This window comes from Micromonospora sp. WMMA2032 (assembly GCF_002688545.1).
GTDB lineage: Bacteria > Actinomycetota > Actinomycetes > Mycobacteriales > Micromonosporaceae > Micromonospora > Micromonospora sediminicola.
On the sequence record NZ_CP024052.1, the window covers coordinates 620,215 to 634,731 of the forward strand.

The window sequence follows — 14,517 nt, forward strand, 5'->3', positions numbered from 1 at the left end:
CTTCCCGGCACACCATGGTCAACCCTAACGGCGGGTCCGGCCGTCGGCGAGCCGAGCCGGTGGGACGCTCCTCTCATCAGGTGAACGGGGCGTCCCACCGTCGGTGGCTCAGCGCTGTCCCGGCAGGGCCGGCAGGGAGGAGCCGATCGTCTCGCAGAACGCCGCCATCCGTTTGATCAACTCGTCCTGGTCGGCGTACGGGTCGAGCGCGCGCACCTCGTCCGGGTCGAGCGCCGGCACCGGCACGTGCGAGATCAGCGGGTGCAGCGGGCGGGTGTCCACCTCGTCGGCGCCGAACAGGTGCTCGTGCAGTTTCTCGCCCGGCCGCAGCCCGGTGTAGACGATGTCGACCGGGTGGTCCGCCTCGGCGGCGAGCCGGCGGGCCACGTCGGCGATCCGCACCGGCTCGCCCATGTCGAGCACCAGCGCCTCGCCGCCGCGTCCGATCGTCGCGGCCTGCAGGACCAGGTGCACGGCCTCCTGCACGGTCATGAAGTAGCGGGTCACGTCGGGGTGGGTGACCGTGATCGGGACCCCGGCCCGGATCTGGGCCTGGAACGCGGTCAGCACCGACCCCCGACTGCTGAGCACGTTGCCGAACCGGACACTGAGGTAGGTGCCGCCCATCCGCTCGGCCTGGTGGGCGGTGAGCCGTTCGGTGATCCGCTTCGAGTAGCCCAGCACACTGGTCGGGTTGGCCGCCTTGTCGGTGGAGATGTTGACGAACTCGGCGACGTCCCGGCACGCCTCCAGCACGTTCAGCGTGCCCAGGATGTTGGTCTTGATCGCCTCGCCCGGGTGCCGCTGGAGCATGGTCAGGTGCTTCAGGGCGGCGGCGTGGAACACCACGTCGGGCTGCCGGTCGGCGACGATCCGGGCGATCCCCTCGGCGTCCCGGATGTCGGCCAGGATCAGTTCGGGGCCGTCCAGCAGGGCGCGGCCGTGCAGCGACATCTGGAGCGCGTGCAGCGCGGACTCGTCCCGGTCGAGCATCATCAGCTCGTCCGGCTCGCAGCGGGCGATCTGCCGGCACAGCTCCGAGCCGATCGAGCCGCCCGCGCCGGTGACCAGCACCCGGCGGCCGGCCAGCCCGCCCCGCTCGACGGTCAGCTCGGCCACCCGCTGGGCCCGGCCCAGCAGGTCGGTGAGCTGGAGGTCGCGGACGTCGGTGGCGGCGACCGGTCGGTCGAGCAGCTCCCGCACCGGGGGCAGGACCTTGAACGCGGCCCCGGCTTCGAGGGTGCGGGTCCGCACGTCGCGCAGCAGCTGCGGGTCCGAGCCGCTCATCGAGAAGATGACGGTGCGCGCCTGGGTGGCGCGGATCACGGCGCCGACCTGTTCGCGGCCGCCCAGCACGCGCAGCCCCTCCAGCCGCAGCCCCCGGCTCTCCGGGGCGTCGTCGAGCAGCCCCACCGGCCGGTAGCTGCTGTCCGGGTCGTGCAGCAACGCCCGGACCAGCCGTTCGCTGGCCGCGTCGACGCCGTAGACCAGGCAGCGTTCGGCGTGTCGCGCCGCCGGGCGGTGCCGGTCGGCGTGGGCCCGCCACAGTCCGCGGGCGGTCGCCATCAGCACCAGCGCGACGGCCCCGCCGACCAGCGGCGTGGTCGCGGGGACCGGTCGCTCGGCCCAGGGGAGCACCCCGGCGACGGTGATCAGGGCGGCCAGCGCGACGGTGGCGGCCAGTCCCCGGGCATCGCCGGCGCTGCCGATCGGGTAGCGGCCGTAGACCTGCGAGCGCAGCAGCGTGAGCAGGGCGTACAGCGTGGCGCAGGCGAGCGCCACGCCGAGGACCCGGCCGCTGAGGGCGGCGGTCAGGTCGAACTCGTACCGGGTCCACGCCGCGCCGAGAAATCCTCCGCACCACGCGGCCGTGTCCAGCGTTAACAGGGAGAGGGTGGCGGCGCGGTGGGTGGTTCGTCCGCGGGGTCGCACGACGTCGGCGGTGGTTTCACGATCCATGGGCTGCCTCGGTGTCCTATCCAGATTGAACGGAATTAGGCCGTATGTGCCTGTTCGGTCGTTTACATTCGTCCAGTCACCTAACGTGGCGAATAGGCGATTCGATCCTGGCACGGCTACTGGTGTTTTTAGGGGGCTTTCGTGCAGTTTCATCGGCAGACCGGCGTGTCGCGAGGGGGAGCGTGATGGACGTTCTCGGCTACCTGCGCCTGGTCCGACGCCACTGGTGGATCGTGCTGGTCACGGTGATGCTCGCGCTGGGCACCGCCGCGCTGGTGACGGTCCGGACGGCGCCTCGCTACGAGGCCTCGGTGACGTTCTTCGTCACCACACCCAGCCAGGGGGTCACCGACGCCTACCAGGGCAGCCTCTTCCTCCAGCAGCGGGTGAAGTCCTACGGCGACCTGCTCACCAGCGACCGGCTGGCGCAGAGCGTGGTGGCCGATGCGCCGCTCGGCCTCACCGCCGACCAGGTACGCAGCCGGATCACCACCTCCGCCAAGCCCGATACCGTCCTGCTCAACGCCACCATCACCGACACGGACCAGACCCGGGCGCTCAAGACCACCGAGGCGCTCGCGGCCAAGTTCACCGAGCTGGTCCGAAAGGTGGAGACGCCGCCGGACGGCAAGTCGCCGCCGATCAAGATCGAGGTGGTGAGCGGCCCTCGGGTGACGTCCAGCCCGGTGTCCCCCCAGCCGGTGCGCAACCTGGTCCTCGGCGGCCTGCTCGGCCTGCTGGCCGGTGCCGCGCTCGCCGTGCTGCGCGGGCTGGCCGACGTGCGGATGCGCGACGCCGCCGCGTTGCAGCGGGTCACCGGCAGCCCGCTGCTGGGCGAGATCCCCTTCGAGTCCGGCGCGAAGGCGGCCCCGTTGATCGTCGGCGACGCGGCCAACTCGCCGCGGGCTGAGGCGGTCCGCAAGCTGCGCACCAACCTGCGGTTCGTGGACGTGCACGAGCCGGCCCGGGTCATCGCGGTCACCAGCGCGTTGCAGGGCGAGGGGAAGACCACGATGGCCTGCAACACGGCCATCGCGCTGGCCGAGGCCGGGTGGCGGGTGCTGCTGATCGACGCCGACCTGCGCCGGCCCAAGGTGGCCGACTACCTCGGCCTCGACGGCGGCGTCGGCCTCACCGACGTGCTCGTCGGCGACGTGCAGGTCGGTGACGTGGTGCAGCGTTGGGGCGAGAAGTCGCTGCTGGTGCTGCCCAGTGGCGCCGCCCCGCCGAACCCCAGCGAACTGCTCGGCTCCAAGGCGATGGCCGACCTGCTGGTGGCGCTGCGCGAGTCGGCGGACATCGTGGTCATCGACACCGCGCCGCTGCTGGCGGTTACCGACGGCGTGGTCGTGGCGGTGCAGGCCGACGGCGCGTTGCTGGTCACCCAGCAGGGGCGGACCTCACGCAGCCAGGTGGCCGCGGCCGCGCACGCGCTCAGCTCGGTCTCGGTGCGCCTGCTCGGTTGCGTGCTCAACATGGCCAAGGTGGCCAAGGCGGACGCCTACCAGTACGAGGCGTACAAGGTGGTCGTGCCCGCCGCGCCGTCCGTGCCCACGGACCGGGCCGGCACCCGGCGGGGTGGGCAGCCGGCCGTGGGCGACCGGACGCAGGAACTCACCCGGCTGTCGCGATGAGCGCCAGCACCGGCCGGATCGACCGCTCGATCTCCTCGGCGCAGCGGCGGAAGTCGGCCGGGGAGCCACCGATCGGGTCGCGCAGGTCGTCCGCGCCGGGTGCGGCGGGTTGCATCCGCCCCCGGGCGCGGACGGCCGCCGCCACCGCCGCCCGCAGCGGCGTGTCCGCCGTCGCCCCGGCCGGTTCGGCCGCGGCGGCGAGCCGGGCGAACTGGCGCAGCGTGAAGGTCCGGGTCAGCGCCGCCGGGGCCAGCGCGGTGCAGGCCGAGCGCTGCCGCCGGGTCGCGGTCAACACCAGCGCCGCCCCGGCCAGGTGTTCCGGACGGAGCCGGCGGGTGCGGAACGCCGCCGCGTCGGCCCCGGTGCCGGCCGCCACCTCGACGGCGTACGGATGCATGGCGGCGCCGTCGACCGCGTCGGTCCCGGCGCTGGTCACCACCACCGGTAGGTCGGCCAACAGGCGGCGGGCGATGAACTCGGCCATCGGGGACCGGCACATGTTGGCGTGGCAGACGAAGAGCACCCCGTCGACCATCTGCACCCCTCTCGTCGGCGCGGTCGCGGGACACGGTGCCGCGACGGCGTTCTTCCGGCGGTCGCGGCCGGACGCAGAGGGGATGCGGGCATCGTACGCGGTGCGGACGGCGGCGGTCTCGCAGGCCGCGCCGGGAGCGCGGCCATGAAGATCGGCATCCTGTCCTACCACTTCCCGCCGGAGCCGGCGTTCATCCCGGGCAGCCTGGCCGAGGAGTTGGCGGCCCGCGGCCACGAGGTGCGGGTGCTCACCGGCTTCCCGGACTACCCGGGTGGTCACGTCTATCCCGGTTGGCGACAGCGGTGGCGGCACCAGACCCACAGCGAGCGGCTGACCGTCCGTCGGGTGCCCCGGTACGCCCGCGGTGAGGCCTCGCCCGGGGCGCGCACGGCCGCCTGGCTCTCCTTCGCCGGCAGCGTGGCGGTCGCCGGGCGGCGCTACCTGCGGGACGTCGACGCGCTCTACGTCTTCCAGCACCCGGCGGTGACCTTCGCCGCGGCGGGTCTGCTGCGGCTGCTCGGCCGGGTGCCCACGGTGCTGCACGTGCAGGACGTCTGGACGGGGGAGGAGCCGTCCCGGCCGGGGGAGAACCGGCGCTGGGCGGACCGGTTCGACACGAGCCTGCGCCGGCTCTACCGGGAGGCCGCCGCGGTGGCGGTCACCGCGCCGTCCATGCGCGACCTGGTGGTCGCCGCCGGGGCGGGGCCGGACCGGGTGCGTACCGTGCTCAACTGGACCGACGAGCGCATCTTCCGCCCGGCCGAGCCCGGTCCCGCGGCCCGTCGCCTGATCCGCCGGGACGACCGCTGCCTGGTGATGCACGCCGGCACGATCGGCGTACGGCAGGGTCTGGAGACCGCGGTCCGCGCGGCGGCCGCGCTGGGCGACCGGATGGACCTGGTCCTGGTCGGTTCCGGTGCACAGGAGCGGCGGGTGCGGGGGCTCGCCGCCGACCTCGGCGCCGACAACGTCCGGTTCGTCGAGTGGCGGTCCCCGGTGGACATGCCGCAGTTGTACGCGACCGCCGACTACCAGCTCGTCATGCAGCGCGACGTGCCCGAATTGCGCGGCACCGTGCCGGGCAAGCTGCAGGCCGCCTTCTCCTGTGCCGCGCCGGTGGTCGCCTCGACCGGCGGGGACACCGCCGAGCTGGTGGAGCGGGCGCGCGCCGGCCTGTCCTGCCCGCCGGAGGACTGGGCCGCGCTGGCCGACCGGTTCTGGCTGGCCGCGGCCATCCCGCGGGCCGCACGGGTGGAGATGGGCCGTCGCGGTCGGGACGCCTACCTGCGGGAGATGTCGTTGCGGGCCGGGGTGGACCGGATCGAGGGCTTGTTGCGCGAGGCGTCCACCGCCATGGCGAGGCGAACAAACCTCGCAGTGGGGCGATAAAGCTCAGGAGCCCCCAAAACCCGACGAACGCCTGCATTTTCGTGCTAGAAAGCAGTCAATGCGTTCAGTGTCCGATTCGACACGTAGGGGGAACAGTGACGGAACGCGGTGCTTCGCCTGGTCGGCGGCGGCGCTCGCGGCGGCGCAGCCGGGCCCGGGTCCGCCGGATCCTGCTCGTCGGCCTGGTCGTGGTCTCGGTGCTGCTGACCACCGGAGGCTGGGTCGCGTTCCGGGGCTGGCAGGCCCGTGCCCACCTGGTGAACGCCGCCGGGCTGGCCAAGGAACTCAGCTCCCAGGTGCTCGACGGCGACGTGGCCCGCGCCCAGCGGACCCTCGCCGCCCTGCAGGAGCAGGCCACCGCGGCGCGCGGCGCGACCGGGGACCCGGCCTGGTGGGTCGGCCAGCGGACGCCGTACGCCGGCGACGACCTCACCGCGGTGCGGGAGATCTCGGTGGCGGTGGACGACCTGGCCCGGCTCGCCTTTCCCACCCTCCTCCGGGTCGATCTCGCCTCGCTGGTGCCGAAGCAGGGCAAGCTCGACCTGAACCGGCTGCGCGCGGTCTCGGCGGAGGTCTCCACCGCCGACCAGGCGGTCCGGCGCACGGCGCAGCGGTTGGCGGCCGTCCCGACCGCGGACCTGGTGGCGCAGGTGCGGGACGCGGTCACCGCCCTGCGTTCGGAGCTCGAGCAGTTGGGCGAGCTCACCTCGGCCGCGGACCGCGGCGCCCGCCTGCTGCCGCCGCTGCTCGGCGCCGGCGGCCCGCGCACCTACCTGCTCGTCTCGCAGAATCCGGCCGAGTTGCGGTCCACCGGAGGCATGTTCGGCGCCTACGCCGTGCTGCGCGCGGAGGACGGGCGGATCCGGATGGTCACCCAGGGCACGTCGAGCGAGTTGCGGTTCTTCGACCCGCCGCTCAAGGTTGCTCCGGAGACACGCCGGCTCTGGTCGGACCTGCCGGGAATGTATCCGGCCGACGTCAACCTCGACCCGGACTTCCCAACCGCCGCCGCGCTCTACCGGGAGATGGTGCGCCGCCGCACCGGGACCACCGCGGACGGGGTGCTGGCCGTCGACCCGGTGGTGTTGTCCTACCTGCTCGGCGCGATCGGTCCGGTGCCGGTGCCCGGCGGTCCGGCGTTGGCCGGCAGCACCGCGGTGCGGACCCTGCTGAGCGACGTCTACCGGGACCTGGACACGAATGCCCAGGACGAGTTCTTCGCCACGGCGGCCGCCCGCGTCTTCGATGCGATGTTCACCAAGACGGTGGATCCGCGGTCACTTTTGACCGTTTTCAACCGTTCAATCAGTGAAAGTCGGATATTGTTCTGGAGTGCCCGACCTGAGGAGCAGCGCGCGCTCGCCGGCAGCCGACTGGCCGGGCAGCTCCCGGAGAAGGACACGGTGCCGACGGTCGGCGTGTTCCTCAACGACGGCAGCGGCGCGAAGCTCGGCTACTACCTGAGGTTCTCGGCCGCCCTCACGGTCGGCGACTGTCAGCCGGACGGGCGCCGCGAGCTGCGGCTCCGGGTGACGGTGGGCTCCACCGCCCCGCGGTCGGGACTGAGCCGGTCGGTCACCGGCCTGGCCATGTCCGGCGACAAGTACACACCACGCACCTTCGTCTCGGTGTTCACGCCGACCGGCGGCGCCGTCCTCACCGGACGGCTGGACGGACGCGACACCGCGATGGGTAGCGGAACCCACGGCCGCCGCCAGGTGGCGGTGGCGACCGTGGAGGCCAAGCCGGGGCAGACCCGGACCCTCGACGTCACGCTGCTCACCGGCCAGACCGGCGCCGGCACGGCCGAACTGGTGCACACACCCACCGTCACCCCATGGACCACCCGAACAGTCAACGCACCAAGCTGTGAACAGTAGGAGGGAATCCATCATGCGGCTATCCCGCATCATCATGGCGCTCACGGTCGGCCTGGCCGTGGCGGCCGTGCCGACCGCGGCCGGCGCGGCGCAGCCGCAGCCACCGTACGTGCCGCCGGGCGCGGCGCTGACGGTGTCGCCCACGACGATCCGTCTCGGCGAGACCTTCACGCTCCGGGGCACCGGCTTCCAGGCCGGCGAGACGGTGCGGATCGACGTCGCCATCTCGAATCTCCCGGCCGCGGCCCCCGCCGAGGGGACCGCACGGCGCAGCGACGGCAGCACGGTGGCCATGGCCCCGGTCGCCTACACGCCCAACCGCGCGCAGCCGCAGCCCGCGCCGACCACCTTCACGGTGACGGCCGACGGCGACGGCGCCTTCACCGTGCAGTACCGGCCGACCCGCACCGGCCGGCACACCTTCACCGCCACCGGGCTGACGTCGGGTCGGATCGCCAGCGCCACCGGCACCGTCCTGCCCGTGCACGGACGGCCGACGACCCGGCCGCCGCACCACGGCGGTCTGCCGGTCACCGGTGACAGCATCGGCACGCCGCTGAAGCTCGGTGGTGGCCTGGCCGCCGCCGGCGCGGTCCTGCTGCTGGCCTCCCTGGCCTGGCGCCGCCGTCGCCTCGGCTGAGCCGAGGCGCGCCGGGGGAGGACCCGGCCGATCGTGAGTGCCCGCCGGACCCGGTCCGGCGGGCACTCACGCGTCCGGAACACGAGGCAGAATGACGTCGTGGCACCGACGCGACCGTGGGCCGACCCGACCGGCCTGCTCACGCTCCCCGGCGGCGCCGTCGTGCGCGGGCGGCGCGTCGCGGCGCCCGGCACACCCGCCGACTTCGCCCTGCTGCTCGCGCCCGGCCCCGACCCGGCCTGGCCGACCCGACGGATCGACTGGCCCGACTTCTGGGTCCCGCGCGACCGGGCGGACGCCCTCGACGCGCTGCGCGAGGGCCGGCGGCGCGCGTACGCGGGCGAGCGCGTCGAGGTCGCCTGTCGCGGCGGGATCGGTCGGACCGGCACCGCCCTGGCCGCCCTCGCGGTGCTGGACGGGCTCGCGCCGGGCCCGGCGGTGGCGTGGGTGCGTGCCCGCTACCACCCGCGCGCGGTGGAGACCCCCTGGCAGCGGTGGTGGCTGCGCCACGTCGACTGACCACGGCACGCAGCCGCGGGTTGGGCGCAGCGTCACCGGCCGGGTGAGCCGCGCCGGTCCGGGTCCCGGGCTGGGTAGGGTGCCTCCTCATGAGAGCCCGGGTCCTGGCCGTCGCCACCGCCGTCACCCTGCTCGTCGCCGGGGCGCCCGTCCCGGCGCGGGGCGCTTCCGTGGTCGCCGCCGCGCCGGTGGCCACCGCGCCCTGTCCCCGGCTGCCCGCGCCGAAGGTCTCCCGGCCACCGCGCCCCGTCCCGCCGGAGCCGGTGCCCGACCAGCAGGTCGTCGGCGGTGACGCGCTGGCCGCTCCCGGGCTGGTCGCCCCGCCCGGCAGCGCCGCGCCACCGGCGGTGACCGCCACCACCTGGCTGGTCGCCGACCTGGACAGCGGCGCCGTGCTCGGCGCGTGCGGGCCGCACGTGTACGGCACCCCCGCCAGCACCCAGAAGCTGCTGCTCGCCGCCACCATGCTGAGCCGGCTCGACCCGAAGCAGGTGGCCGTGGCCACCCGCGCCGACCTGGACATCGAGCCGGGCAGCTCGGCCGTCGGCCTGCTCGTCGGCGGGCGGTACGCGGTGGAGACGCTCTGGTTGGGCCTGCTGCTGCAGTCCGGCAACGACGCGGCGAACATGCTGGCCCGGCTGGGCGCGGGCAGCGCCCGGGCCGGGGTCACCGAGATGAACGCCGAGGCCCGCCGGCTCGGTGCGCTGCAGACCCGCGCCGTCACCCCGTCCGGCCTGGACGGTCCGGGCCAGTTCACCAGCGCGTACGACCTGGCGCTGATCGCCCGGGCCTGCTTCGCCGACGAGCGGTTCCGCCGGTACGCGCTGACCGAGCGGGCGCAGATCCCGGCCCAGCCGGCGCTGAAGAAGGGCGGATTCCAGATCCAGAACGAGAACCAGTTGATCTATCGCTATCCGGGGGCGCTGGGCGGCAAGACCGGCTTCACCGAGCTGGCCCGGCACAGCTACGTCGGCGCCGCCCAGCGCGGCGGTCGTCGGCTGGTGGTCACCCTGCTCGGGGCCGAGGCCCGGCCGGTGCGGGGCTGGCAGCAGGGCGCCCAACTGCTCGACTGGGGCTTCTCGCTGCCCCGCGACGCCTCCGTCGGCCGGCTGGTCGAGCCCGGCGAGCTGGACGCCGCGAAGGCCGAGCCGCGGCAGGCCCCGGCCGCCGCCGCGGCCCGTCCGGAGCCGTCACCGTGGCGCGGGCCGGCGGGGACCGCGCTGCGTCGGGTGGCCGACGGGGACTGGCAGGTGATCGTGCCGTTGGCCGGGCTGCTCGCGCTCGTCGTCGGCGGGACGGCGGCCGTGCTCGCCGCCCGCCGGGGCCGCTCCCGCCGACCGGGTCGCCGCCGCGCCTGACCGCCCGGGCGCGGCCGTCGCCGCGCCTGGCCCGCCGGCTGTCCGCCGGTTCCGGTCGCGTGGACGTCGCCGTCGTGGGTATGCGCGGCGCATGGAGCACCCGGGACGCGTCGTGGTGGTCTCCGCGGACATCGGCGCCGGGCACGACCGGGCCGCCGACGAGCTGGCGGGGCGGCTGCGCGCCCGGGGCTTCGCTGTGGACCGGCTCAACGTTCTGCACCTGCTGCCCGGTCCGCTGCACCGGGCCGTGCGCGAGGCGTACCGGGGACTGCTGCACCGGCTGCCCGGGGGCTACCACCTGCTGTTCCGGCTCACCAGCCGCTCGTCGGTCCCGGTGCGCGCCGTACGCGCGCTGCTGCGCCCGTTCCGCCGGGCGATGCGGCGGCGCATCCCGCCGGACACCCGGGCGGTGGTGACCACCTATCCGTTCGCGAACCAGATCCTCGGGCCGTTGCGCCGCCACGGGCGGCTGCGGGTGCCGGTGATCACGTACGTGACCGACCTCGTGGTCCATCCGTCCTGGCTCGCCCCGGGCGTCGACGTGTACTGCACGGTCCGGCACGCGGAGCTGCGGCCCTCGGACGGCGTCGACGTGACGGTGGTCGAGCCGCTGGTGTCGCGGGCGTTCGGCGCGTGCGACGGGACCGACCGCCGGCGGGCCCGGCACCGGTTCGGCCTGCCCCCCGACGGTGTCCTCGCGCTGGTCGTCGCGGGTTCCTGGGGTGCGGGGGAGGTGGCGGCCACGGTCGCGGAGGTCGGCGCGACCGGGGCGCGGCCGGTGGTGGTGTGCGGGCGGAACCGGGCGTTGCGCCGGCGGCTGAGCGGGGCCGGCCGGGACGTCCTGGGCTGGGTGGACGACATGCCCGCGCTGATGCGGGCCGTCGACGTGGTGGTGGAGAACGCGGGCGGCCTCACCTGCCAGGAGGCGCTCGCGGCCGGGGTGCCGGTGGTCACCTACCGCCCCATTCCCGGCCACGGACGGGCCAACGCCGCCATCCTGGCCCGGTCCGGCCTGACCCGGTGGGCCGGCTCGCCCGACCAGCTCGGACCCGTGCTCGCGGCGGTCACCGGGGCCGACCCGGCGTCCCCGGCCCGCGACGCGCGGTCCCTGGAGGACCCGGCCGGGCTGGTCGCCGAGGCCGCCCGCGCCGCCGCGCCCGCCGGACCGGCCGCCGCGGGCCGCCGGTCGCTGCTGGAACCGGTCGGCGACGCGATCGCCGTCGTCGCCGCGCTGCTCCAGGCCGGCGGCGGACTGCGATGAGGACCGCCGCCCTCGCCGGGCTCGCGACGGCGGCGTTCCCGGCGGTCCAGGTGGCGCCGGCGCTGACCGTGCTGCCCGGCCTCCGCCGCCGTCTGCTGCCCGGTCTGCACGGCCTCGGCCCGCCGGACCGCGTCGCGCTGACCTTCGACGACGGCCCGGACCCGGAGTCCACGCCGTGCTTCCTGGACCTGCTCGCGGCGCACCGGGTCCGGGCCACGTTCTTCGTCCTCGGCGCGATGCTGCGGCGCCGCCCGGACCTGGGCCGCCGGCTGGTCGACGCCGGCCACGAGGTCGCCGTCCACGGTTGGACGCACGACAACCTGCTGCTGCGCGGACCGGCCGGCACCGTCCGCGACCTGACCCGGGCGTACGACCTGGTGGCGGACGTGACCGGACGGCGACCGCGGTTCCTCCGCCCGCCGTACGGGGTGCTCACCGGCGCGACCCTGCTGGCGGCCCGGCGGCTGCGCCTGCGGCCGGTGCTGTGGAGTTGCTGGGGGCGGGACTGGACCGCCACGGCGACCGCCGACACGGTCGCCCGGACCGTCCGGGCCGGGCTGGCCGGTGGGGGCACGATCCTGCTGCACGACTCGTCCCGCGCCGCCGTGCCGGGCGCGTGGCGCGCCGGGCTGGCCGCGCTGCCCGACATCCTGGCCGAGTGCCACCGCCGCGGGTGGCGGGTCGGCCCGCTGGGCGCGCACCGGCTGCCCGCGCGTTGACCGGCGCACCCTATCCCGCGACCCCGGACCGGGGACGCGAATCCCGGAGCCGGCGACCCGTTCGGGTCGGCGTGGCTAGCCTGCGGGTCATGAGGACCTGGGGACCGTCCGTGGCGCTCGCCGCCGCCCTGCTCCTGCCGCTGTCCACGCCGCCGACGCCCGCCGTGGCCGCGGTCCGCCCGGGCGCCGCGCCGGCGCGCCGGCTGCCGGCCGCGGCGCCGCCCTGCCCGAACGTGCCCGCCCCGTCGACCCGGCCGCCGCAGCCGCCGCCCCCGCCCGGACCGGCGGACCGGGCCGTGGGTGGCGCCGCGCTGGACACCTCGGGCCTGGTCGTCCCGCCGGTCGCGACGGTGCCGCCCGCGGTGGCGGCGACGTCGTGGGTGGTCGCGGACCTGGACACCGGCGCGGTGCTCGGCGCCTGCGGCCCGCACGAGTACGGCGTGCCGGCCAGCGTGCAGAAGTTGCTGCTGGCCGCCACCATGCTGCCCCGGCTGGACCCGAACCGCGAGGTCACCGTGACCGCCGGCGACGTGGCGATCGAGCCGGGCAGCTCGGCGGTGGGGCTGGCCGAGGGCGGGCACTACCGGATCGAGACGATCTGGCTGGGCCTGCTGTTGAAGTCCGGCAACGAGGCGGCCAACGCGCTGGCCCGGCTCGGTGGCGGCCCGGACGGGCTGGCCGGCGGGGTCCGGGCGATGAACGCCGAGGCCCACCGTCTCGGCGCCCGGCAGACCCACGCCGTCACCCCGTCCGGCCTGGACGGTCCGGGCCAGTTCACCAGCGCGTACGACCTGGCGCTGATCGCCCGGGCCTGCTTCGCCGAGCCGGCCTTCCGCCGCTACACCGCCACCCGCACCGCGCAGGTGCCCGCCCAGCCGGCGTTGCGGGAGAAGGCCTTCCAGATCCAGAACGACAACATGCTGCTGGACCACTATCCGGGGGCGATCGGCGGCAAGACCGGCTTCACCGACCTGGCCCGGCACACGTACGTCGGTGCGGCCGAGCGTGGTGGGCGGCGCCTGGAGGTCACCCTGCTCGGCGCGGAGGTCACCACGCAGCGCGGCTGGCAGCAGGGGGCCGCGCTGCTGGACTGGGGTTTCGGGCTGCCCCGAGACGCCGCGGTCGGCCGCCTGGTGGAGCCGGGAGAGTTGGACCGCGCCACGCCCCCCGCCACGGGGGCGGCGTCGGCCCTGGCCGGGCACGCCGACCTGCGCGGCGGCGCCCCGCCCCCGGCTACCGGCCCGGCGCGGGACTGTCGGTCGCGGTGGGCGCGGTGCTGGTGGCCGGGGGAGCGGTGCTGCTGGCCCGACGTCGTCGGCACGCCGCCACGGTCGCCGCGTCGACCGCCGTGGTGCCGCGGGAGGGCGAACTTCCGGAAGTCGACTGAAACGACCCGGGCCGGTCAGCGGCCGGCCGGCCCGGCGGTGCTGTCCCGCACCACCAGCTCGGTGGCCAGCTCCACCCGGGGCGACTCGATCTCCTCGCCCTGGGCCAGGCGCAGCACCGTGCGGGCGGCGAGCCGGCCCATCTCCACCAGCGGCTGGCGCACGGTGGTCAGGGGCGGCGAGGCCCACCGGGCCTCGGGCAGGTCGTCGAAGCCCACCACGCTCACGTCGTCGGCGACGCGCAGGCCGCGCCGGCGTACCGCCTCGTAGACGCCGAAGGCCATCTGGTCGCTGGCCGCGAAGATCGCCGTCGGCGGGTCGTCGAGGTCGAGCAGGGCGCCACCGGCGGCGAAGCCGGAGGCGTGGTAGAAGTCGCCCGGCTGGACCAGACTGTCGTCGGCCGGCACGCCGGCGGCCGCCAGCGCGGCGCGGTAGCCGTCGAGCCGGGCGCGGCTGCACAGCAGGTGCGGCGGGCCGGCGACGAAGCCGATCCGGCGGTGGCCCCGGGTGAGCAGGTGTTCGGTGGCGGCCAGGCCGCCGGTCCAGTTGGTGGCGCCGATCGCCGGCACGTCCGTCCCGGCCACCCCGGCGTCCGGGTCGACCACCACCACCGGCACGTTGAGCCGGCGCAGTTGCGCCTGGACCGCCGGGCCCAGGTGCGAGGTCACCATGATCACGCCGTCCGAGGCCCGCCCGCGCAGGTTGTGCAGCCACTGCCGGGTCGAGCTGGACTCGCGGTGCACGGCCGAGACCACCGTGCCGATTCCGGCGGCGTGGTTGACGTCCTCCACCCCACGGATGATCTCCACGGCCCACGGGCTGTCCAGGTCGTTGAAGACCAGGTCGACCAGGTTCGCCCGGCGTACGGTGCGGCTGCCGCGGCGCCGGTAGCCGTGGTGACGCAGCAGCTCCTCGACGCGTTCCCGGGTGTCCGGCGCGACGTCGGACCGCCCGTTGAGCACCCGCGACACGGTGGGCACGGAGACGCCGGCCTCCCGTGCGATCGCGGTGATGGTCACCCTGCGCTCGTCGTCCGCGTTCACCCCGAGTCCCCTTCGCCGGCTGCCCGGAACCGACCGGCAAGCCGTGCCGCCCCACCGACATCTTGCCGTACGGCGTGGTCTTGACGACAGGTCGGGCCGGTCCTAGCGTTCGCACGGGTTGCGGAAAGCTTCCGGAACGCGGCGGGGCGCCTTTCGGCGACCCGTCGTCGTCCTCCCCACCACCGGACGACGAGG

At 75.5% G+C, this 14,517-nt stretch carries 11 protein-coding genes and 1 pseudogene; 9 read left to right on the plus strand and 3 right to left on the minus strand.

What is annotated here, in order from left to right; translation table 11 throughout:
• Positions 1 to 108: 108 nt before the first annotated feature.
• Positions 109 to 1,959, minus strand: coding sequence for a nucleoside-diphosphate sugar epimerase/dehydratase (locus CO540_RS02795; RefSeq protein ID WP_099160780.1), 1,851 nt, complete (start codon positions 1,957 to 1,959; stop codon positions 109 to 111).
• 185 nt (positions 1,960 to 2,144) lie between these two features.
• Here CO540_RS02795 and CO540_RS02800 point away from each other — a divergent pair, with 185 nt between their 5' ends.
• The gene (locus CO540_RS02800) at positions 2,145 to 3,593 is read left to right on the plus strand and encodes a polysaccharide biosynthesis tyrosine autokinase (protein ID WP_099160781.1); all 1,449 of its coding nucleotides are present in this window, start codon (positions 2,145 to 2,147) and stop codon (positions 3,591 to 3,593) included.
• Here CO540_RS02800 and CO540_RS02805 read toward each other — a convergent pair.
• Positions 3,574 to 4,128: a low molecular weight phosphatase family protein gene (locus CO540_RS02805; RefSeq protein ID WP_091577562.1), complete on the minus strand. Its 555-nt coding sequence runs from the start codon at positions 4,126 to 4,128 to the stop codon at positions 3,574 to 3,576. The two genes, CO540_RS02800 and CO540_RS02805, sit on opposite strands and share 20 nt — an antisense overlap.
• A gap of 144 nt (positions 4,129 to 4,272) precedes the next feature.
• On the opposite strand from CO540_RS02805, the gene CO540_RS02810 reads away from it, so the two are divergent.
• From CO540_RS02810 to CO540_RS02845, 8 genes and pseudogenes are all read left to right on the plus strand, one after another.
• On the plus strand, positions 4,273 to 5,517 hold the full coding sequence (locus CO540_RS02810; RefSeq protein WP_099160782.1) for a glycosyltransferase family 4 protein: 1,245 nt from the start codon (positions 4,273 to 4,275) through the stop codon (positions 5,515 to 5,517).
• A gap of 95 nt (positions 5,518 to 5,612) precedes the next feature.
• Positions 5,613 to 7,397 (plus strand): DUF4012 domain-containing protein, encoded by a 1,785-nt coding sequence (locus CO540_RS02815; protein WP_099160783.1) that lies wholly within the window; start codon positions 5,613 to 5,615, stop codon positions 7,395 to 7,397.
• Between the two features lie 13 nt (positions 7,398 to 7,410).
• Positions 7,411 to 8,037 (plus strand): hypothetical protein, encoded by a 627-nt coding sequence (locus CO540_RS02820; protein ID WP_099160784.1) that lies wholly within the window; start codon positions 7,411 to 7,413, stop codon positions 8,035 to 8,037.
• 99 nt (positions 8,038 to 8,136) lie between these two features.
• Positions 8,137 to 8,556, plus strand: coding sequence for a protein-tyrosine phosphatase family protein (locus CO540_RS02825; RefSeq protein ID WP_099160785.1), 420 nt, complete (start codon positions 8,137 to 8,139; stop codon positions 8,554 to 8,556).
• A gap of 89 nt (positions 8,557 to 8,645) precedes the next feature.
• Positions 8,646 to 9,914, plus strand: a complete 1,269-nt coding sequence (locus CO540_RS02830; RefSeq protein ID WP_099160786.1) for a D-alanyl-D-alanine carboxypeptidase family protein — start codon at positions 8,646 to 8,648, stop codon at positions 9,912 to 9,914.
• Positions 9,915 to 10,005: 91 nt separating this feature from the next.
• Positions 10,006 to 11,175, plus strand: a complete 1,170-nt coding sequence (locus CO540_RS02835; protein ID WP_099160787.1) for a glycosyltransferase — start codon at positions 10,006 to 10,008, stop codon at positions 11,173 to 11,175.
• Positions 11,172 to 11,894 carry a polysaccharide deacetylase family protein gene (locus CO540_RS02840; RefSeq protein ID WP_099160788.1) on the plus strand — a complete coding sequence of 241 codons (723 nt, stop codon included), beginning with the start codon at positions 11,172 to 11,174 and terminating at the stop codon, positions 11,892 to 11,894. The genes CO540_RS02835 and CO540_RS02840 overlap by 4 nt, the downstream gene beginning before the upstream one ends.
• Positions 11,895 to 11,983: 89 nt before the next feature.
• Positions 11,984 to 12,880: pseudogene (locus CO540_RS02845) on the plus strand (D-alanyl-D-alanine carboxypeptidase family protein); the annotation flags it as partial.
• 416 nt (positions 12,881 to 13,296) lie between these two features.
• Here CO540_RS02845 and CO540_RS02850 read toward each other — a convergent pair.
• The gene (locus tag CO540_RS02850) at positions 13,297 to 14,322 is read right to left on the minus strand and encodes a LacI family DNA-binding transcriptional regulator (RefSeq protein WP_099160789.1); all 1,026 of its coding nucleotides are present in this window, start codon (positions 14,320 to 14,322) and stop codon (positions 13,297 to 13,299) included.
• Positions 14,323 to 14,517 lie beyond the last annotated feature (195 nt).

Coding starts and splice junctions, on each gene's coding strand:
- CO540_RS02840 (WP_099160788.1), top strand. CDS start 11,172: ATGAGGACCGCCGCCCTCGCCGGGCTCGCGACGGCGGCGTTCCCGGCG.
- CO540_RS02800 (WP_099160781.1), top strand. CDS start 2,145: ATGGACGTTCTCGGCTACCTGCGCCTGGTCCGACGCCACTGGTGGATC.
- CO540_RS02805 (WP_091577562.1), bottom strand. CDS start 4,128: ATGGTCGACGGGGTGCTCTTCGTCTGCCACGCCAACATGTGCCGGTCC.
- CO540_RS02835 (WP_099160787.1), top strand. CDS start 10,006: ATGGAGCACCCGGGACGCGTCGTGGTGGTCTCCGCGGACATCGGCGCC.
- CO540_RS02830 (WP_099160786.1), top strand. CDS start 8,646: ATGAGAGCCCGGGTCCTGGCCGTCGCCACCGCCGTCACCCTGCTCGTC.
- CO540_RS02795 (WP_099160780.1), bottom strand. CDS start 1,959: ATGGATCGTGAAACCACCGCCGACGTCGTGCGACCCCGCGGACGAACC.
- CO540_RS02820 (WP_099160784.1), top strand. CDS start 7,411: ATGCGGCTATCCCGCATCATCATGGCGCTCACGGTCGGCCTGGCCGTG.
- CO540_RS02810 (WP_099160782.1), top strand. CDS start 4,273: ATGAAGATCGGCATCCTGTCCTACCACTTCCCGCCGGAGCCGGCGTTC.